The organism is Rhizobium sullae (assembly GCF_025200715.1).
GTDB lineage: Bacteria > Pseudomonadota > Alphaproteobacteria > Rhizobiales > Rhizobiaceae > Rhizobium > Rhizobium sullae.
Genome location: NZ_CP104143.1, coordinates 1 through 18,650 on the forward strand (window position 1 = coordinate 1; position 18,650 = coordinate 18,650).

The 18,650-nt window shown below is 60.1% G+C and carries 19 protein-coding genes; 7 read left to right on the top strand and 12 right to left on the bottom strand.

Going from position 1 to position 18,650, the window contains the following annotated elements:
• A complete protein-coding gene (dnaA, locus tag N2599_RS00005; RefSeq protein ID WP_027510845.1) occupies positions 1–1,554 on the top strand; it encodes a chromosomal replication initiator protein DnaA in 1,554 nt (517 codons plus the stop codon).
• Positions 1,555–1,684: 130 nt separating this feature from the next.
• Positions 1,685–2,767, top strand: coding sequence for a saccharopine dehydrogenase family protein (locus tag N2599_RS00010; protein ID WP_027510844.1), 1,083 nt, complete (start codon positions 1,685–1,687; stop codon positions 2,765–2,767).
• Here N2599_RS00010 and N2599_RS00015 read toward each other — a convergent pair.
• The 4 genes from N2599_RS00015 to gcvA all read right to left on the bottom strand — a co-directional run bounded on the left by N2599_RS00015 (position 2,764) and on the right by gcvA (position 7,855).
• Positions 2,764–3,897, bottom strand: a complete 1,134-nt coding sequence (locus tag N2599_RS00015) for an ABC transporter substrate-binding protein (RefSeq protein WP_027510843.1) — start codon at positions 3,895–3,897, stop codon at positions 2,764–2,766. The genes N2599_RS00010 and N2599_RS00015 overlap by 4 nt on opposite strands.
• Positions 3,894–4,625, bottom strand: coding sequence for a siderophore-iron reductase FhuF (gene fhuF, locus N2599_RS00020; protein WP_027510842.1), 732 nt, complete (start codon positions 4,623–4,625; stop codon positions 3,894–3,896). The genes N2599_RS00015 and fhuF overlap by 4 nt, the downstream gene beginning before the upstream one ends.
• A gap of 28 nt (positions 4,626–4,653) precedes the next feature.
• On the bottom strand, positions 4,654–6,822 hold the full coding sequence (locus N2599_RS00025) for a TonB-dependent siderophore receptor (protein WP_051336605.1): 2,169 nt from the start codon (positions 6,820–6,822) through the stop codon (positions 4,654–4,656).
• Positions 6,823–6,970: 148 nt separating this feature from the next.
• Entirely contained in the window at positions 6,971–7,855 is an 885-nt protein-coding gene (gene gcvA, locus N2599_RS00030) for a transcriptional regulator GcvA (protein WP_027510840.1), read from the bottom strand.
• Positions 7,856–8,066: 211 nt separating this feature from the next.
• On the opposite strand from gcvA, the gene N2599_RS00035 reads away from it, so the two are divergent.
• A complete protein-coding gene (locus N2599_RS00035) occupies positions 8,067–8,981 on the top strand; it encodes a DMT family transporter (RefSeq protein WP_027510839.1) in 915 nt (304 codons plus the stop codon).
• A 3-nt stretch (positions 8,982–8,984) separates the two neighbouring features.
• Here N2599_RS00035 and hemW read toward each other — a convergent pair whose 3' ends face one another.
• Genes hemW through rph form a run of 4 tightly spaced genes read right to left on the bottom strand, consistent with a single transcriptional unit; the run spans position 8,985 to position 11,982 of the window.
• The gene (gene hemW / locus N2599_RS00040; protein ID WP_375714129.1) at positions 8,985–10,160 is read right to left on the bottom strand and encodes a radical SAM family heme chaperone HemW; all 1,176 of its coding nucleotides are present in this window, start codon (positions 10,158–10,160) and stop codon (positions 8,985–8,987) included.
• 36 nt (positions 10,161–10,196) lie between these two features.
• The gene (gene rdgB / locus N2599_RS00045) at positions 10,197–10,841 is read right to left on the bottom strand and encodes an RdgB/HAM1 family non-canonical purine NTP pyrophosphatase (RefSeq protein ID WP_027510837.1); all 645 of its coding nucleotides are present in this window, start codon (positions 10,839–10,841) and stop codon (positions 10,197–10,199) included.
• Positions 10,842–10,849: 8 nt separating this feature from the next.
• Positions 10,850–11,266, bottom strand: a complete 417-nt coding sequence (locus N2599_RS00050; protein WP_027510836.1) for a VOC family protein — start codon at positions 11,264–11,266, stop codon at positions 10,850–10,852.
• Positions 11,263–11,982, bottom strand: coding sequence for a ribonuclease PH (gene rph, locus N2599_RS00055; RefSeq protein WP_027510835.1), 720 nt, complete (start codon positions 11,980–11,982; stop codon positions 11,263–11,265). The genes N2599_RS00050 and rph overlap by 4 nt, the downstream gene beginning before the upstream one ends.
• Positions 11,983–12,165: 183 nt before the next feature.
• Here rph and hrcA point away from each other — a divergent pair, with 183 nt between their 5' ends.
• Together hrcA and grpE are read left to right on the top strand one after the other, a co-directional pair.
• Positions 12,166–13,254 carry a heat-inducible transcriptional repressor HrcA gene (gene hrcA / locus N2599_RS00060; RefSeq protein WP_027510834.1) on the top strand — a complete coding sequence of 363 codons (1,089 nt, stop codon included), beginning with the start codon at positions 12,166–12,168 and terminating at the stop codon, positions 13,252–13,254.
• Positions 13,255–13,353: 99 nt separating this feature from the next.
• Positions 13,354–13,986, top strand: a complete 633-nt coding sequence (grpE, locus tag N2599_RS00065) for a nucleotide exchange factor GrpE (protein ID WP_027510833.1) — start codon at positions 13,354–13,356, stop codon at positions 13,984–13,986.
• A gap of 32 nt (positions 13,987–14,018) precedes the next feature.
• Here grpE and N2599_RS00070 read toward each other — a convergent pair whose 3' ends face one another.
• The gene (locus tag N2599_RS00070; RefSeq protein WP_027510832.1) at positions 14,019–14,963 is read right to left on the bottom strand and encodes a nucleoside hydrolase; all 945 of its coding nucleotides are present in this window, start codon (positions 14,961–14,963) and stop codon (positions 14,019–14,021) included.
• Between the two features lie 267 nt (positions 14,964–15,230).
• Here N2599_RS00070 and N2599_RS00075 point away from each other — a divergent pair, with 267 nt between their 5' ends.
• The gene (locus N2599_RS00075; protein WP_027510831.1) at positions 15,231–15,656 is read left to right on the top strand and encodes an Hsp20 family protein; all 426 of its coding nucleotides are present in this window, start codon (positions 15,231–15,233) and stop codon (positions 15,654–15,656) included.
• A gap of 47 nt (positions 15,657–15,703) precedes the next feature.
• A complete protein-coding gene (locus N2599_RS00080; protein WP_027510830.1) occupies positions 15,704–15,961 on the top strand; it encodes a BQ00720 family protein in 258 nt (85 codons plus the stop codon).
• Between the two features lie 9 nt (positions 15,962–15,970).
• Here N2599_RS00080 and trmB read toward each other — a convergent pair whose 3' ends face one another.
• From trmB to N2599_RS00095, 3 genes are all read right to left on the bottom strand, one after another.
• Entirely contained in the window at positions 15,971–16,672 is a 702-nt protein-coding gene (gene trmB, locus N2599_RS00085; protein WP_027510829.1) for a tRNA (guanosine(46)-N7)-methyltransferase TrmB, read from the bottom strand.
• Positions 16,669–17,922 (bottom strand): methionine adenosyltransferase, encoded by a 1,254-nt coding sequence (gene metK / locus N2599_RS00090; RefSeq protein WP_027510828.1) that lies wholly within the window; start codon positions 17,920–17,922, stop codon positions 16,669–16,671. Before metK ends, trmB begins: the two co-directional genes overlap by 4 nt.
• A gap of 178 nt (positions 17,923–18,100) precedes the next feature.
• Positions 18,101–18,520, bottom strand: a complete 420-nt coding sequence (locus N2599_RS00095) for a helix-turn-helix domain-containing protein (RefSeq protein ID WP_027510827.1) — start codon at positions 18,518–18,520, stop codon at positions 18,101–18,103.
• Positions 18,521–18,650 lie beyond the last annotated feature (130 nt).

Sequence of the window (18,650 nt, forward strand, 5' to 3'; positions counted from 1 at the left end):
ATGCAAATGAATTCATTGACGACGGGTGCTCTTGAAAATGGGGATAAGGCACCGCAGGCGTTTAGCTCTATTTGCCCGGATGCGGCGGGGGAAAAAGGAGAGATGAAGCATGGCATACTTTTCGAACGTGTCGGTGCGCGTCTGAAGGCCCAGGTTGGTCCAGACGTTTATGCAAGCTGGTTCGCACGTCTGAAGCTGCATTCGGTTTCAAAGAGCGTCGTGCGTCTTTCGGTTCCCACCACATTTCTCAAGTCGTGGATCAACAACCGTTATCTCGATCTCATCACCGGCCTTTTCCAGCAGGAAGATGCTGAGATCCTGAAGGTGGAAATTCTCGTCCGTACAGCAGCGCGTGCCGGCCTGAAGCCGGTGGATGAGGTGGCTATTCAAGAGCCGGCCTCCCAGATGGCACCGATGCGTCGCCCTCTCGCTGCTCAGCCTGCAGGTCAAGTGGTTCAACAAGCCGTTTCGGCAGTTGCTGCAGCGCGTCCCGCGACGGCTGGCCAGCCCCTCTTCGGCTCGCCGCTCGACTCGCGCTTCACCTTTGACACCTTTGTCGAAGGCAGTTCGAACCGCGTCGCGCTTGCGGCGGCAAAGACGATCGCGGAAGCAGGCCAGGGTGCTGTGCGCTTTAATCCGCTCTTCATTCATTCGAATGTCGGTCTCGGTAAGTCCCACCTTCTGCAGGCGATCGCCAACGCAGCGGTGCAGAATCCGCGGGCGCTGCGTGTCGTTTACCTAACTGCTGAGTATTTCATGTGGCGTTTCGCGACGGCGATCCGGGACAACAATGCGCTCACGCTGAAGGACTCGCTCCGCAATATCGACCTTCTGATCATCGACGACATGCAGTTCCTGCAGGGCAAGATGATCCAACATGAGTTCTGCCATCTGCTGAACATGCTGCTCGATAGCGCCAAGCAGGTGGTGGTTGCCGCCGACAGGGCGCCTTGGGAGCTTGAATCGCTCGACCCGCGGGTACGTTCCCGGCTGCAGGGCGGGGTGGCGATCGAACTCGATGCGCCGGACTACGAGATGCGCCTCGAGATTCTGAAGCGCCGCCTGGCTGCGGCCCGTCTGGAGGATCCGTCTTTGGAAATCCCGGCCGAACTGCTCTCGCACGTTGCCCGCAGCGTGACGGCAAGCGGCCGCGAACTCGAAGGCGCCTTCAATCAGCTGATCTTCCGGCGCTCCTTCGAGCCGAACCTGTCGATCGAACGGGTGGATGAGCTACTTGCCCATCTGGTCGGTTCCGGCGAACCACGCCGTGTGCGCATCGAAGACATCCAGCGCATCGTCGCGCGCCACTACAATGTCTCGCGTCAGGAACTGGTTTCGAACCGCCGCACGCGCGTTATCGTCAAGCCACGGCAGATCGCCATGTATCTCGCGAAGACGTTGACGCCGCGCTCGTTCCCGGAAATCGGCCGCCGCTTCGGCGGACGCGATCATACGACCGTGCTGCACGCCGTTCGCAAGATCGAGGAACTGATTGCGGGAGACACCAAGCTTTCGCATGAGATCGAGCTTCTGAAGCGCCTGATCAACGAATAATCGGCGATCCTCCACCTGAAATTTGCGGCCGGAAGCAATTCCGGCCGTTTTCTTTTATGCGTTCTTTATTCTATACAGCCGCACACCACGAAATGAGCGCCGGAATTCGACGGCGCATGGGAGGGCAGACATGAGTTTCAAAAAGATCGCCGTTCTCGGCCTTGGTAAGGTCGGACGGCTGGCCGCAACGCTTTTGCATGAGGGCGGCTTCGAAGTTAGGGGCGTCGATGCGCAATTGCCGCAGGCCGAAGTGCCGTTCACATGCCGTGCTGGCGATACTTCCAACTCGGCCTTCGTGACTGAGGTGCTTTCCGGCATGGAAGCCGTGCTCTCCTGTCTGCCCTATCATCTCAATATCGAGCTTGCACGGGCCGCCCACGCGGCAGGCATCCATTACTTCGACCTGACAGAAGATGTTCCGACCACCAATTTCATCATCGAACTCGCAAAGACGTCGCGCGCCCTGATGGCTCCGCAATGCGGCCTGGCGCCAGGCTTCGTCGGCATCGTCGGTGCAAGCCTTGCTGATGGGTTCGATCGCTGCCGCTCGATCCGCATGCGTGTCGGTGCCCTGCCACAGAACCCGACGGGTTTGCTCGGCTATGCCTTCAACTGGTCGCCGGAAGGCGTCGTCAACGAATATCTGAACGATTGCGAAGTCATCGAAGGCGGCATGCGCAAGCTCGTCTCGCCGATGGAATGGCATGAAACGGTCTATGTCGAGGGCGTCAAGCTCGAAGCCTTCACCACGTCGGGCGGTCTCGGCACGATGTGCGATACGCTGCACGGCAAGGTCGACAATCTCGACTACAAGACGATGCGCTATCCGGGCCATATGGACCTGATGAATTTCTTCTTCCATGAGCTGCTGATGCGGGACCAGCGAAAGCTAGCCGGCGAAATCCTGACCAATGCTAAGCCGCCGGTCGAGGACGATGTGGTCTATGTCCATGTTGCTGCCGAAGGCACGGAGGCAGGAAGCCTCCGCCGCAAGGAGTTCGTGCGGGCCTATTATCCGATCGAGATCGCCGGCGCGCGCCGCACGGCGATTGCCTGGACGACGTCGGCTTCCGTCGTCGCCGTCATCGAAATGGTCCGCGACGGCCTGCTGCCGGCAACGGGCTTCCTGCATCAGGAGCACATCCCGCTCGACATGTTCCTGCAGACGCCAACCGGAAGCCTGTTCAAGGCCAGCGCTGCAAGCCACGGTTAGGCCTTCAGGCTCGTCCAATAGGCGCCTTCGATAGGCACGGCCGCAAAGCGATCGTTGAGCTCGGCAAGACTGCTTGCCGGGTCGACATCGCCAAAGAGGTCCGGCCGGACCCAGGTCGCCACCGCTTCGGCTGCCAGAATGTTCAGCGGCACGGCGTTGAAGAAATTCCATAGGCCGTGGACCCTGCCTTCCCGCACCGCCTTCAGCGGCGCAAGATTCGGCATCTTCACCGTTTCCCCAAGCGAGCGGCGCGCTTCCGACGGATCAACGCCGGGACCGACGGAAAAAGCCGTGTAGGTTCCGCCGGGCGATCCGGTAGCAATGTAGACATCCGGATCGGCTGCGAGGATATATTCCGCGGTCACTGGTCCGCCCTGTGGCGGCAGGTTCTTGTCGGCGGCGTTGCGGCCACCTGCCAGCACTATCAGTTCTCCGAGCCCGGTGCGGCCGATCGCCCAGCTTCCGCGGACATCGCTCGGATAGGCATCCATCAACACCAGAGGGCCGCCGCTATCTGTCGTACTCGCCGTCTTAGCTTTGATGCGCGCCAGCCGCGTCTCGAAGAACCTCGCAAAATCCTCGGCCTGCTGATCACGCTCGAAGATCCGGCCGAGAAGGCGCATGTCGCGCGGCGTGGTTCTCAGCGGGTCGCGACTGAAATCAACGACGACGACCGGGACCCCAACCGATTCGAGGTATTGCATCGCGCGCCGGCCGAGTTCGCTGTCAGCCTGCCACATGCCCATCATCGCGAGATCGGCATTGAGCGACAGCGCCGTCTCGAACGACAGGCCATCCGCCTGCCCGTTGCCAACGTAAGGCACGGTCTCGATTGCTGGAAATTTCTTCCGGAACGCCTCATAGATGAAGGGATTGTCACCTTTCATGTCGTTCGCCCAGCCGGCGAGCAAGCTGACGGGATCAGGATGGATCAGCGACAGGGCGATAAGGTTGAATCCCGTCCCAAGGATCACGGCTTCCGGTCTCTTTTGAATGATCACCGTCCGCCCTATGGCGTCAGTCACCGTTAGCGGCCAGCGGGACTGTGCCCTGGCAAGATAGGGAGCGCCGGCAACGGCTGAAGCCGCCGCAGCGAGAAAGCCGCGCCGCGTCATGGAAGATCGCGTCATTGCGGGTTCCTCTGGCTTGGCAATGCGCAGAGCTTGCCGCAGCTTGGAATTCCAGGAAGCATGTATCGAAGGCAGCAGACCTTTCGGCGTGCGACCTGCTCACCTTCTTCATCCAGATAGCTCACGCAGCCGCAAAACGGATTTACGCCCCCATCCGGCAGACATCCGCGCAGGAAGAGTGGAAGGTCGGGGCCGCCTGAGGGCTCTTCTCCCGTGAGCCGCAATGCGTAATCGATATAGACGGCAGCGTTGTTCCAGCAGAGCTTTGCCGAGATGCCGCAGGCCTTCAACCGCATGACGGCCTCGCCGAGATGGGTTTCAAGCAGGGGACCCACGGTCGCGAAACTCTCGGTCTCGATCTCGCTTTCGATCGTACCGGCATGCGGAACGCCGAAGGCGCGCGGCAGGCCAGCATCGTCCAGTGCGATCGTCATCTCCTCGAAGGCGACGGGAAGGGCCTGCGCGGCCAAGCGCCGAGCAAGCAGGTAGGGAATCGAGAGCCCGGAGAAGTAATAGAGCGACCACATGGAAACGATGGCGCGCCGGTCGCTGCCGCCGCAAACCTCCGCATAGCGATCGATCGCCCGCTGAAAGCCGCCGTCCCGGAAAAAGGCCGGCAGTGGCACACCGCCGGCAAGGTCCTCGCTTAGCATCATCTTGTCCCGGCACCAGGAATGCTCGCCGGAAAAGGCAGGCGACAGGTCACGCGGCCTGTCTTGCATGTTCATGTCCTGACGCGATGCGCTTGCCATCGGGCTACCATGTGTAGCGCAGGCTGCCGATCACGGCGCGGCCTTGGTCGCGGTAGCAAAAGCCCGCTGAGCAGACGGGCTCGCGGCGGTCGAAGAGATTGGTAGCATTAACCTGGAGGCTCAACCCTTCATATTTCGTGTCGAGCGCTGCGAAATCGTAGCTGATCGCGGCATCGAAGAGCACACGGGAGCCATTCTGCGCCGTATTGCGGTCGCTTGTGTAGCTCTTGCCGAGGTAACGAGCGCCGACCCCGATGCCGAGGCCGTAGACAGGGCTGCTCTCTTGAAACGTGTAGTTCGCCCAAAGCGAGGCCATGTGCTTCGGCACCGATGAGACATAATTGCCGACCGTACCCGTCGCGCCCTCCTGGATTTTGGCTTGCGTGTAGGTGTAGGAGGCGACCAGCGACAGACCGTTGTCGAGGCTTGTATTCGCCTCCAGCTCCAAGCCGCGCGAACGGATCTGGCCGCGCTGCACCTGGATGTTGGCCGGACCCGTCGGCAGGTTGACGACCTCGTAGTAGAGGCTGTTCTTCTGGTCGATGTTAAATAGCGCGGCGGTGATCAGCGTATTGCTGTTCGGCAGCAGATATTTGACGCCGATCTCTTCCTGTTCGCTCAAGGTCGGCTTGAAGGGCTGGCCCGTCTCCTGGTTGATGCCGGCATTCGGCGAGAAGGCGGTCGAATAGCTGATATAGGGCGCAAGGCCGAAATCGGTCTCGTAGCTCAGGCCGACGCGTCCGGAGAACTCGTTGTCCTTTTGCGAGATCGTATCGGTGGTGTCGGCGAGGAGATTCGTATTGTCGGTGTCGGTCCACACCCAGTCGTAGCGCCCCCCGACTGTCAGTGTCCAGGCGTGGTAGCGGATCTGGTCCTGCACGTATGTGCCGACCTGCCATTGGTCCTGGACGGTGCGCGTCTGGTAATCGATATGCGGAACCGGGGCGCCTGCGTCCGGATTGTTGGTGTCAAGCGGCGGAGAGACGCCGCGGCCGTCGAGCGAGCGCCACTGCAGCCGAGTGAAATCAAGCCCCGTCAGCAACGTGTGGTCGAGTTCGCCGGTATCGAACTCGGCCTCGATTTGGTTGTCGACCGTAAAGACGTTCAGCCGCTCGTCAAAGGTGCCGGCGCTGCGGTCGATGAGTGAGGGATCAACTGCATTGGGGGCGTAAGCAAAAGCCCAGTCGGCATCGATATTGAGCGTCGAGAAGCGAGCGTTTTGGCGAAATACGAAAGTATCGTTCAGCCGGTGCTCGAATTCATAGCCGATGCGTCCCTGATTCTGGATCGAATCGTTGAAAGCCGGATTGCCTGCAAAATAGTCCGTCACTTCGCCGGTGAGCGGGTCGTTGTAGTAGGCCGCGGTGCCGCCTGTCTTTGTCCGGGAATATTCGCCGAGAATGGTGAGTTTCGTGTCCTCGTCTGGCTTCCACATGAAAGCAGGAGCGATGTAGATGCGATCATCCGGAACGCTGATCTGTTCCGTGTCGGCGTCACGGTAGAGACCCGTAACGCGATAGTAGAAGGGATCCTGGTCGTTGACCGGGCCGGAGAAGTCGAATTGACCTTGATAGCGCTGCTCGGTGCCGTACTGGAGCTGAAGCTCATGGTAGGGGTCTTCCGTTGGGCGTTTGGTGATGAGGTTAAAGAGGCCGCCAGCGCCGGAAGAACCGTAGAGTGCTGAAGATGGGCCCCGCAGGATCGAGACACCCTCAAGGCCGTACGGTTCGGTCTTGAAGAGCGAGGAACCGGCACCTGGCTGGCGCAGGTTGTCGCGGAAGACGCCGGAATAGGTGACATCGAAGCCGCGCACCGTGAAGCTGTCGAAACGTGGATCGAAGCCATAGGCGCCGACGCGCGTACCTGGCGTATAGGCGAGCGTGTCGAGCAGCGTCTGCGGGTTGCGGTCCTTGAGCTGCTGTTCCGTCACGGACGAGATCGACTGCGGCGTCTCGATGAACGGTGTGTCTGTTTTCGCGCCGGTCGCGCTGCTCTTGCCGACATAGCCGTCCGCCTGAATCACGCCGCCGCTGCCGCCATTGACGACAATGTCCTGCAGCACTGTGGCACCATCATCCTGCGGGCCGTCTGCAGTAGCATCCTGTGCGGCGGCCGGCAGAAGAAGATGGGCGATCACGGCGCCCGTCAATGCGGATGCGTGCAGCGATTTCATGGCAAAAACGTGTATTTTCATCAGTTTACGACTCTCGGCAGTTCATTTTAAATGATTTCATGAGTGTAATAGTCAACAAAAAGCCGGATGAAAACCTTTTATGAGTAAAATTATCCACTTTTTAGAAGGAAGACGACGGCAGCAGTAGTTAGCTCTTCGCTTCCGAAAGCAGCCAGCGCCGGAAGGTCGCAACGGCCGGGCGTTCGAGCGCAGCGCCCGGATAGACGAGATGGAAGGCGAGGCGGCTCGCAACGCCAAGCGGGAAGGGCGCGACGACGGCGCCTTCGGCGAGCTCCTTCTCCAAGAACGAGCGCCGCATCAATGCAAAACCGAGACCGGCCTTCATGGCTTCGTAGGCGCCATTGCCATGCATGAAGATCGGGCCGCGCGAGGCGTCCACCTTCGTCGCGCCTGCTGCCTCGAGCCAGAGCTTCCAGTCGTGCCGGTAGACATCATGGATCAACTGGAAGCCGGCAAGCGTGTCTGGCGAGGGGTGGTCTCCAAGCTCTGCCGCCAGCCGTGGGATGCAGACTGGCACCAGTTCGTCATCCACCAGCCGCTCGCTGACCAGTCCGTCATAGCCGCCTAGTCCGTGCCGGACGGCCAGATCGATGCCGTCGCGCTGAAAATCGAGCACACGATGCGAGGCGCTGATGCGCACGTCGATTTCCGGATGAGTCTCTTCGAAACGTCCAAGCCGCGGCACCAGCCAATAGGTCGCGAAGCCTGCCGTGCAGGTGACGTTCAGCACGGAGCCGCGTGCCCGCGCCGTAAGCGCCGCGGTCGCCTCCCGCATCATCCGAAAGGCGGTCTGCAGTGTGGCGAAGTACTCCGCGCCTTCGACGGTGAGGGCGAGCGCCCGCGATTTCCGGTCAAAAAGCCGTACGCCGAGTGCAGCCTCCAGATCGCGGATCTGCAGGCTGACGGCGCCAGGCGTCACGTGCAACTCCTTCGCCGCCAGCGTCATGCTGAGATGCCGCGCCGCAGCTTCGAAAGCTCGCAGGGCCGAAAGAGATGGCAGAAACTCGCTCATGATTTAGCTCAGCTAAAGTGTACATCGAAAAAGACTCGTTTGTCGAAGTAGAATTATAGAAATAATATCAAGAGTGAAAGCGATCTGAAAACAGAATCACGAAGCGATAGTCGTCGAGCATAAATCGCAGCTGGCAGAGACTGGCGCGCAAGAAACGGGTGGCGAGAGGCGCCGCCGTGTCGTAAGCCCGCAAACAATGAAGGAGACAGAGATGCAGAAACAGATGGGCCTAGCCGAATGGGGAATGCTCTTGGTCCTCTCCCTCCTTTGGGGCGGCTCCTTCCTCTTCAACGGCATTCTGGTGGAGGCGCTGCCGCCGTTTACGATCGTAACAGGCCGCGTGCTGCTGGCTGCGGTCGCGCTCAATGTGATCGTGCGGCTCATGGGTCATACAATGCCGCGTGACGGCAAGAGCTGGGTCGCTTTCTTCGGCATGGGCGTGCTGAACAATATGATCCCCTTTTGCCTCATCGTCTGGGGCCAGACCCATATTGCAAGCGGCTTGGCATCGATCTTGAATGCCACGACGCCGCTCTTCACGGTCGTTGTCGCCCATATCCTGACTGTCGACGAAAAGATGACCGGCAATCGCCTGATCGGCGTGCTTATCGGCTTTGCCGGCGTGGCCTATATGATCGGTTTCGATGTGCTTCACGATATCGGCGCGAATGTACTGGCGCAGCTCGCGGTTCTTGGTGCTGCTGTCTCCTATTCTTTCGCCGGTATATGGGGACGCCGCTTCCGGGCTATGGGCCTGCCGCCGCTGCTGCCTGCAGCGGGCCAGGTCACGGCATCCACCATCCTGATGCTGCCGATCGCGCTGATTGCCGACCGGCCTTGGACATTGCCTGTTCCCGACATCGAAATTTGGCTGGCGCTCTTTGGTCTGGCGCTGCTTTCAACGGCGATCGCCTATCTGCTTTTCTTCCGTATTCTCGCAACAGCGGGCGCGACGAACCTGGCGCTGGTGACCTTCCTGATTCCCGTTAGCGCCATTCTGTTGGGGACGATCATCCTCGGCGAGCAGCTGCAGGCAAAACATCTGATAGGCATGGCGACGATCGCGGTCGGTCTAGCGGCGATCGACGGGCGGCTGATGTCGCTAGGAAAAAGGCGGGCAGCCTGAGGCTCAGCAGGCGAGATCGGCGACGACGGAATCGAGGATGAGCATGCCGGACGGCGTGCAGCGAAGCCGGGAATTGCCGATTCGCTCGATGAAGCCGTGCTCCAGCAAGAATTCCTCGCGCTTCGGGTCCGGATCCCGGCCGGAAAGATGCTGCCAGCGGGCAAGATCGACGCCCTCCTTCAGCCGAAGTCCCATGAGCAGCAACTCGTCGGCCTGCTCGTCATAGCCGAGCCGTTCCTGCTCCAGAATGCCATGTCCGTCGCGTTCTACAAGCTCGAGCCAGGCCTCCGGCTTGCGCTCGGTCGCCGTTGCGATCTTCTCTGGCCCACGTGTCAGGCGGCCATGCGCACCCGGGCCGATCCCGGCATAGTCGCCGTAGCGCCAGTAGGTGAGGTTGTGGCGGCTTTCCGCACCGGGCCGCGCATGGTTGGAAACCTCATAGGCTGGCATGCCTTCGCGCGCCGTGATCTCCTGCGTCGCCTCGTAGAGATCTGCCGACTGGTCGCCATCAGGAACGATCAGCTTACCGGCCTTGTGCAGGCCGTAGAACGGCGTGCCTTCCTCGATCGTCAGCTGGTAGAGCGAGAGGTGATCGACCGCGTAGGAGATCGCTTCCCTCAGTTCCCTCTCCCACTCCTCGACCGTCTGGTCGGGGCGGGCATAGATCAGGTCGAAGGACATGCGCGGGAAGATGTCGCGCGCCAGTCTGATCGCTTTCAGCGCATCGGCGACATCGTGCAGGCGGCCGAGGAACTTCAGGTCCCGGTCGTTTAGCGCCTGAACGCCGAGCGACACGCGGTTGACGCCTGCCGCGCGATAGCCGCGGAAGCGCTCGGCCTCCACGCTCGAGGGATTCGCCTCCATGGTGATCTCGATGCCGTTCGGCACATGCCAGTGCTTCGAGATGCCGTCGAGAATGGCTGACACTGTTGCCGGGTGCATGAGCGACGGCGTGCCGCCGCCAAGGAAGACACTCGTCACCGTCTTCGGTCCGCTGATCCGGCGAACGGTGGCCATCTCCTTCAGGAAGGCAGCGGTGAATCGCTCCTGATCCACCGGCTGATGGCGGACATGGCTGTTGAAGTCGCAGTAGGGGCATTTCGCCGCGCAGAAGGGCCAATGCACGTAGACGCCGAAACCGGGCTCTCCGGTATCGGGCAGAAGCGTCGCATCGCGCATCAAGCTTGGCGTATCGAGAATCTCCACGAACCGACCTTACGCTTCCAGGCAGGTTTCGACAAAGAGTTTGAAGGCGCGCGCCCGGTGCGACAGGGCCTGCGGCTTGCCGATGTTCCAGCCGTGCTTCTCCTCGGCGCTCATCTCGCCGAAGGTGATGCCGTAACCTTCCGGCTGGAAGACCGGATCGTAGCCGAAACCCTGTGTGCCGCGCGGCGGCCAGACGACGGTGCCTTCGACCTCGCCGCGGAAAAGCTCCGTATGACCGTCCGGCCAGGCGAGGCAGAGCACGCTGACGAAGCGCGCGCGCCGTTGCTCCGGCTCGGTGGCTCCGGCTTTCTCCAGCGCCCTTTGCACCTTTTCCATCGCCATCGCAAAATCGCGCGTGCCGTCCGGCTTTTCGGCCCAGTTGGCGGTATAAACGCCCGGATCGCCGCCAAGCGCATCGATCACCAGTCCGGAATCGTCGGAAAGCGCCGGCATTCCTGCTGCCTTGGCGGAAGCGAGCGCCTTGATCGCCGCGTTTTCCTCGAAGGTCGTGCCGGTCTCGTCCGGCTCGATGAAGTTGAGGTCTGCTGCCGATTTGGCAGTAAAGCCGAGCGGTCCGATCAGATCCTGGATCTCGCGGATCTTGCCGGCATTGTGGCTGGCGACGACGATCGTCTTCGTTTCAAGCTTGCGCATGGTTGGTCCTATTCAATGCCCCAGATTCTGGCTTCGGCGCATTCGAGGCTGTTTCCTGCTGGGTCGCGAAAATAGATCGAGCGGCCGCCGTTCGGCCAGTACACTTCGGATTCGATTTCGATGCCCGCGGCTTTGAGCTTCGCCGCCATGGCATCGATGTTCTTACCTGACACCCGGAAACATGCGTGGCCCTGACCTTTCGTGCCATGCGGCGGCACCTGCAGGGCATCGGCTGCCGGCGGTTTCACCGTTTCCTCGGGGTTGAAGATCAACAGCACGCCATACCCGCAGCGGAAGAAGACATGCCGGTTTCCGGCGCGCGCGATCTTGGCAAGGCCGAGCACGCCTTCGTAGAAAGCCTCGGCCTTGTCGAGATCATCCGCATAGAGCGCGGTCTCCAGTATGCCTTCCAGCAGGGCAGTCATCCGGCAATGGCCTGTTTCTGCATGTTGACGAGCTCCGCAATGCCGGCTTTCGCCAGCGTCATCAGCGCGGCAAATTCCCCGTCGGTGAACGGTGTGCCCTCCGCGGTACCCTGAATTTCAACGATGCCGCCTGCGCCCGTCATGACGAAGTTCGCATCGGTTTCTGCGGAGGAATCTTCGAGATAATCGAGGTCGATCACCGGCTGGCTGGCGAAGATACCGCAGGAAATTGCGGCGATGTGATCTTTGAGCACGCGCTCGACCTTGATCATGTTGCGGGCCTCCATCCATTTCAGGCAGTCGTACAGCGCAATCCAGGCGCCCGTAATGGAGGCCGTGCGCGTACCGCCATCAGCCTGAATAACGTCGCAGTCGAGCGTGATCTGGCGTTCGCCGAGTTCCTTAAGGTCGACGACGGCACGGAGCGAACGGCCGATGAGGCGCTGGATTTCCTGCGTGCGCCCGCCCTGCTTGCCGGCTGCGGCCTCGCGTTTCATGCGCTCGCCGGTTGCGCGCGGTAGCATGCCATATTCGGCCGTGACCCAGCCCTTTCCTGTATTGCGCAGCCACGGCGGCGTCTTGTCTTCCAGGCTTGCGGTACAGAGCACATGCGTATCGCCGAATTTCACGAGGCAGGAACCTTCCGCATGCTTTGAAAAATTGCGCTCGAAAGTGACCTTGCGCATCTGGTCGGTTTTTCTGCCTGAAGGCCGCATTCTAATCTCCTGAAGCATGATGCCGAAATGCGTTAAGCGGTTTTCGGATAACGTCGTGAAGTGCTCAATGGTATCGACCGCTTCTACGATTGGCGGCAACCATTTGCAAATTCCCTTTTGCTACGAGGGCGAGAACGGCTATATTTTAGGGATCGTCATCAGCGCGCAGGTCAAAGGAAATTCATGGGGTTCAGGTCGACGTCGGTTTCGGATGCCGTTGCGGCGCTGGATGAACGCTCTAAGGAAATCTTCCGCCGCATCGTCGAGGGCTATCTGGAAAGTGGCGAGCCGCTCGGCTCCCGCAATCTCTCGCGCATCCTGCCTATGTCGCTATCGCCCGCTTCCGTGCGCAATGTGATGAGCGACCTGGAAGCGCTAGGCCTGATCTACTCGCCACATGTCAGCGCGGGACGCCTGCCGACGCAGGGCGGCCTCCGGTTCTTCGTTGATGCTTTCATGCAGGTCGGCGACCTTTCCGCCGAGGACCGTGCGAACATCGACCGCCAGGTTCGTCCTGAAAGCCTTAACGCTCCTGTGGAAACGATGATGAACGAGGCAAGCCGGATGCTGTCCGGCATTTCGCGGGGCGCGGGGCTCGTCATCACATCGAAGAGCGATCCGGTCCTCAAGCATGTCGAGTTCATCCGCCTGGAGCCCACCAAGGCGCTGGCCGTGCTCGTCGGCGATCACGATCAGGTCGAAAACCGCATTATCGAATTGCCAGCAGGCGTTACGTCGTCGCAGCTGACGGAGGCCGCGAATTTCCTCAATGCCCATATGTCCGGCCAGACTTTGCCGGAATTGCGCAAGCAGCTCAGTCACTTAAAGGAGAACGTCCGCCACGAGCTTGATGCGTTGTCCAGGGACCTTGTCGAGCGCGGTATTGCCGTTTGGTCTGGCGATGCGGATGAAGGCAAGCCACCGCAGCTTATCATTCGCGGCCGATCCAATCTGCTCGAGGGCCTGGCAGGCGCGGAGGACCTTGACCGTCTGCGCATGCTTTTCGACGATCTCGAAAAGAAGGACAGCCTAATCGAGCTGCTGAATCTGGCCGAAACCGGCCCGGGCGTGCGTATCTTCATCGGTTCTGAGAACAAGCTCTTTTCGCTTTCCGGCTCCTCGCTGATTGTTGCGCCCTATCGCGATGATGACGACCGCATTGTCGGCGCCGTTGGCGTCATCGGTCCGACGCGGCTCAATTACTCGCGCATCGTGCCGATGGTGGATTACACAGCGCAACTGATTTCCCGACTTGCGCGCGGCACGCTGTAAACTCCCGAATTGCTCCTTCTTTGTCACGCAGACTTGATTTTTTGCGATCGAAGTTCGATATCGGGCGCATCTCAAGAAAACCTACTACCGGAGACCGTCATGACGGACGAAACGACGAAAAACGGACCAGACGCTGCCGCGGCTGAAGCCGCAGACGACGCTGCCGCAAACGTCGAGAACGAAACCACGGTTGAAGCGCCGCCACAGCCGGATCCGCTTGAAGTGCTCAAGGCTGAGAATGTCGAGCTGCGTGAGCGCTATCTGCGCCTTGCCGCCGAAATGGACAATCTGCGACGTCGCACTGAGCGCGATGTGAAGGATGCAAAGTCCTACTCAGTCGCGGGCTTCGCGCGCGATATGCTTGCCGTCTCGGATAATTTGCGCCGCGCCCTCGATGCTATCCCAGCCGAAGCGAAGGAAGCGGGCGAGGCGGGCCTCGACACATTGATCGAAGGTGTCGAGATGACCGAGCGCTCGATGCTCTCCGCGCTTGAGCGTCACGGCGTCCGCAAGCTGGATCCGGTCGGCCAGAAGTTCGATCCGAACTTCCATCAGGCGATGTTCGAGGTCCCGAATGCCGAAGTGCCGAACAACACGGTCGTCCAGGTCGTTCAGGCAGGCTTCACGATCGGCGAGCGGGTTCTTCGCCCGGCAATGGTTGGCGTCGCCAAGGGCGGCCCGAAGGCAGCTGAAGCGGATATCAATACGGCGTTCACCGAAAAGGACGCCTGATCTCTCAGACGCCTCAACGATCAGTCTGAAAATCAGATGCGGGCGAAGCGCTCGATCAGTAGATCGAAGAAGCCGTCCGCATCCACATGGCGCATCACCTTGGCATTGCGCTTACGGTCGGTCACATGCCACCAGTCGACGACCGTCATGCCCACGGTCAGCTCCGACTTCACCTCGATCTCGACATTGCAGTCACGGCCCTTGAAAAGCTCCGGCTTTAGCAGGTAGGCGACGACAGTCGGATCGTGTAGCGGCCCGCCGTCGGAGCCATATTTCTCGACATCGAAGCGCTCAAAAAACTCCAGCATTTCGACCATTGCTTTCGCTGGTGCCGTACCGAGATCGGCCATGCGCTTTACGCGATCCTTCCGCGTCAGCAGCTGATGCGTCACGTCGAGCGGCATCATCACGATCGACACGCCCGAACGGAAGACGATGTCGGCCGCTTCCGGATCGACATAGATGTTGAATTCCGCGGCCGGTGTGATGTTGCCGCCCTCGAAGAACCCGCCTCCCATCATCACCAGTTCGCGGATGCGCGGAATGATATCCGGCGCTTTCTGGAAGGCCATGCCGATATTGGTGAGCGGTCCCAGCGTGCAAAGCGTCACCATGCCTCCCGGCTCGCGGCGAAGCGTCTCGATGATGAAGTCGACCGCGTGCCCTGCCTTCAACGGCATTGTCGGTTCATCGAGCTCAGGTCCATCGAGGCCGGTCTTTCCGTGCACGTGCTCGGCCGTGACCAGTTTGCGCGCGATTGGTGCATCCGCACCTGCAAAAACCTTCGTGTCGGTCCGTCCGCAGAGCTCGCAGACGATGCGCGCATTGCGGCTCGTGTAGGAGAGCGGCACGTTGCCCGCGACGGTCGTAATGCCGAGCACTTCCAGCTCTTCGGGACTGCCGAAGGCAAGCATGATGGCCGCTGCATCGTCCTGGCCGGGATCGGTGTCGATGATGATCTTTCTGGGGGTCGCCATTTCGTCGTTCCGTCTCAAGGTGCACGTCGTGGCAGGCACCGTTCGTTTATCGTTCCGTCGCAGATCGGCGCAGCCGTTGCGGGCGACGATTTGATGCGAGCCGCCATGATCTTTGTCAAGCAACTGCTTGAGTCCAACCGTCTTAAATTCATATGTCGGCGATGCGCCGCATATGTCTTGCGCGAAAGGTACACGCTTCCCATATTAACGGCGTCCGGATGCTACGCTTAGGTCCGGGAAGGTCGCTTGCATCAAGGACTTTGAAAGATGAGCCGCATGACACCTTTCGCCAGCCCGCTGCTTCTGGGCTTCGATGCCATGGAAAAGACGCTTGAACGCATTTCCAAGGCAAGCGACGGTTACCCGCCCTACAATATCGAACGTATCGCCGCCGGTCACGGGGCACCTGAACGCTTGCGCATCACGCTTGCTGTCGCGGGCTTCAGTGAAGAAGAGCTCGACGTTACCATCGAAGAGAACCAACTGTTGATCCGCGGCCGCCAGGTCGAGCAGGGCGAGCATGAATATCTTTATCGCGGTATTGCCGCCCGCCAGTTCCAGCGCACGTTCGTGTTGGCAGATGGCATGCAGGTTCTGGGTGCCAGCCTCAGGAACGGATTGCTGGCCGTCGATCTCGTTCGTCCGGAACCGGCGCGCATGGTGAAGAAAATTAACATTTCGGTCTCACAGTAGGACAACGGCCCATTCGGCTGTTGGTCCCTTCTCCCGGAGGTACAGGAATGTTGATGAAAGAAGCGAATTCTCACCTGACCAAGTCCGAGCTAGCCGGTATCGGCAACGGCGAGGTCGCCTATATCCGCAAGATGCGCACTGATGAGGTGTCGAAGTGCTTCCCCGAAGCGCCGGATATCGATCCGGGCGTGGACCTTTGGGCCCTCTTCGGCGCAGACGGAACGCCGATCCTGCTCACGGATAATCGCTCCAGCACCTTCTTCAAGGCAGCTGAAGACGAACTGAAGACGGTGAGCCTGCACTGAAAAGCAGGCTTAGACCTTCTTGAACGTCAGATAGGCGGAGGATCTGCCCTCCCGCCGGGCCTTGGCCTCGTAGCGTGTGCTCGGCCAACCCTCATAGGGCGTCAGCCAGTCGGCGGCGGTTTCCGCAAGCCAGTCGAAGCCGCCGTGATCGCGGCACTTCAGCAGCGTCCAATTCACGTAGGTATCAATGTCCGAGGCGAAGCAGAAGAGCCCGCCGGGCTTCAGTACGCGATGGAAACGGTCGAGATTGGTCTTGGAAACGAAGCGCCGTTTCCAGTGCTTCCGCTTCGGCCATGGATCGGGATAGAGCAGATCAATCTGATCCAGGCTGCCGTCGGGCAGCCAGTCGAGCAGTTGCGTTGCATCGTCGTTATAGACACGGATATTCTTTGCACCCTTTGCCTCAATGCTCGCCAGCAGTTTCTGCATGGAATTGATGAAGGGTTCGACGCCGATGAAGCCGGTGGAGGGCATTTCCAGAGCGCGGTGGATCAGATGTTCGCCACCGCCGAAACCGATTTCCAGGCGCAGCCGTTCAGTCGGAACCGGAAAGAGGTTTTTCAGCGGCTCTGATGGAGCCGCCGAAAGATCGATGAGGAATGCCGGGAGCAGCGTATGAAGTCTTTCCGCTTGATGTTCGCGGAGAGCCTTTCCCTTGCGGCGACCGAAGAAAGCTTCGGTCGCGCGCCCCCGGCGCTCTATATCCGTCATGCCACCGCCCGAAGCTTCACGGCTTCCTTCAGCGCCTTGACGAGATCCGTGCGTTCCCATGAGAACGAGCCATCACGGCCTGCCTTGCGGCCGAAGTGGCCATAGGCCGAGGTCTTGGCGTAGATCGGCTTGTTGAGGTCGAGATGGCGGCGGATGCCGGTCGGTGACAGGTCCATGTTCTTGCGGATCGCCGCCTCGACTTGGTCTTCCGTCACGCCCTTGCCGGTGCCGTGCAGATCGACATAGATCGACAGCGGCTGTGCGACGCCGATCGCATAGGAGAGCTGGATCGTGCAGCGGTCGGCAAGACCTGCGGCGACGACGTTCTTCGCAAGATAGCGGGCAGCATAGGCTGCGGACCGGTCGACCTTGGTCGTGTCCTTACCGGAGAATGCGCCGCCGCCGTGGGGAGCGGCACCGCCATAGGTGTCGACGATGATCTTGCGGCCGGTAAGACCAGCATCGCCGTCCGGGCCGCCGATGACGAACTTGCCGGTCGGGTTGATGTACCAGTTGCATTCCTTGGCGATCGGCAGATCGCCCAGCGCTTCGCGGATGTAAGGCTCCACAACGGCGCGAACCTTCTTCGAATCCCAGCTGTCATCGAGATGCTGGGTCGAAAGAACGATCGAGGTCACTTCGGCAGGCTTACCGTCGATGTAGCGCACGGTCACCTGGCTCTTGGCGTCCGGGCCAAGCTTGGCGACATCGCCGTCGCCTTTCTTGCGGGCTGTGGCCAGCAGTTGCAGGATCTTGTGGGAGTAGTAGATCGGAGCTGGCATGAGGTCCGGCGTTTCCTTGCAGGCGTAGCCGAACATGATGCCTTGGTCGCCGGCACCTTCGTCACCCTGCTGGTCGGCTGCATTGTCGACGCCCTGTGCGATATCGGCAGACTGCGAGTGCAGCAGCACGTCGATCTTTGCCTTTTTCCAGTGGAAGCCTTCCTGCTCGTAGCCGATGTCCTTGATAGCGCGGCGGGCTGCAGCCTTGAATTTCGACGGGTTGATGACGTCGTTGCCGTTCTTATCCTTCTTCATCAGGCTCGGTGGCAGACGGACTTCACCGGCGATCACAACGCGGTTCGTCGTCGCCAGGGTTTCGCAGGCAATGCGCACGCCCCAGGGGTTGATGCCGGTTTTGGCCGCTTCACGATAGACCAGATCTACGATCTCGTCGGAGATGCGGTCACACACCTTGTCCGGGTGACCTTCGGCAACTGACTCGCTGGTGAAAAAATAATTCGCGCGCATTCGGGATTCCCCTCAAAGAACAAAAGCCGTGTAGTTGGTACTCATTTCGCGTTCGAAAAACAAGCACACAAGGACATATATATATCTTTATATCTGCGGCGAAATGGTAAATTTTGCCCATAAAACGCAAAAAAGGTGGCCTTTCGACCACCTTTCAAAACTGCGGTCATCAAAGGGTTCAGTCCGCGTCGGCCTCGGCGGCCAGCGCCTTCACAAGCTCCACGACCTTGCGGCGAACCTTGGGGTCGGAAATCTTTACGAAGGCCCGGTTGAGCTGAAGCCCTTCCGAGGAGGAGAGGAAATCGACAACATAATTCGAGCTCGATGCCTCTGCCATGCCGGTCAATCCGCCGGCGTGATCGCCCGGAGCGTCCTCGAAGAAAAAGGAAACCGGGACGTTGAGAATACTCGATATGTTCTGCAGGCGGCTCGCACCGACGCGGTTTGTACCCTTCTCGTACTTCTGGATCTGCTGAAAAGTGATCCCGAGGCTTTCGCCCAGCTTCTCCTGGCTCATGCCAAGCATTGTACGGCGAAGCCGAATGCGACTGCCGACGTGGATGTCGATCGGGTTAGGCTTCTTCTTGTTTTCAATCATGGTCGTGCCCTAGCAAAGATTTTCAACCTGGTTAAACCGGCAGTGCCCAGACCCATCCGTAACGCCACGTTGTAAGCGGCGTAAACCCTATCATCAAGCATACGTTAACAACGCCGATCGCGACCACTAT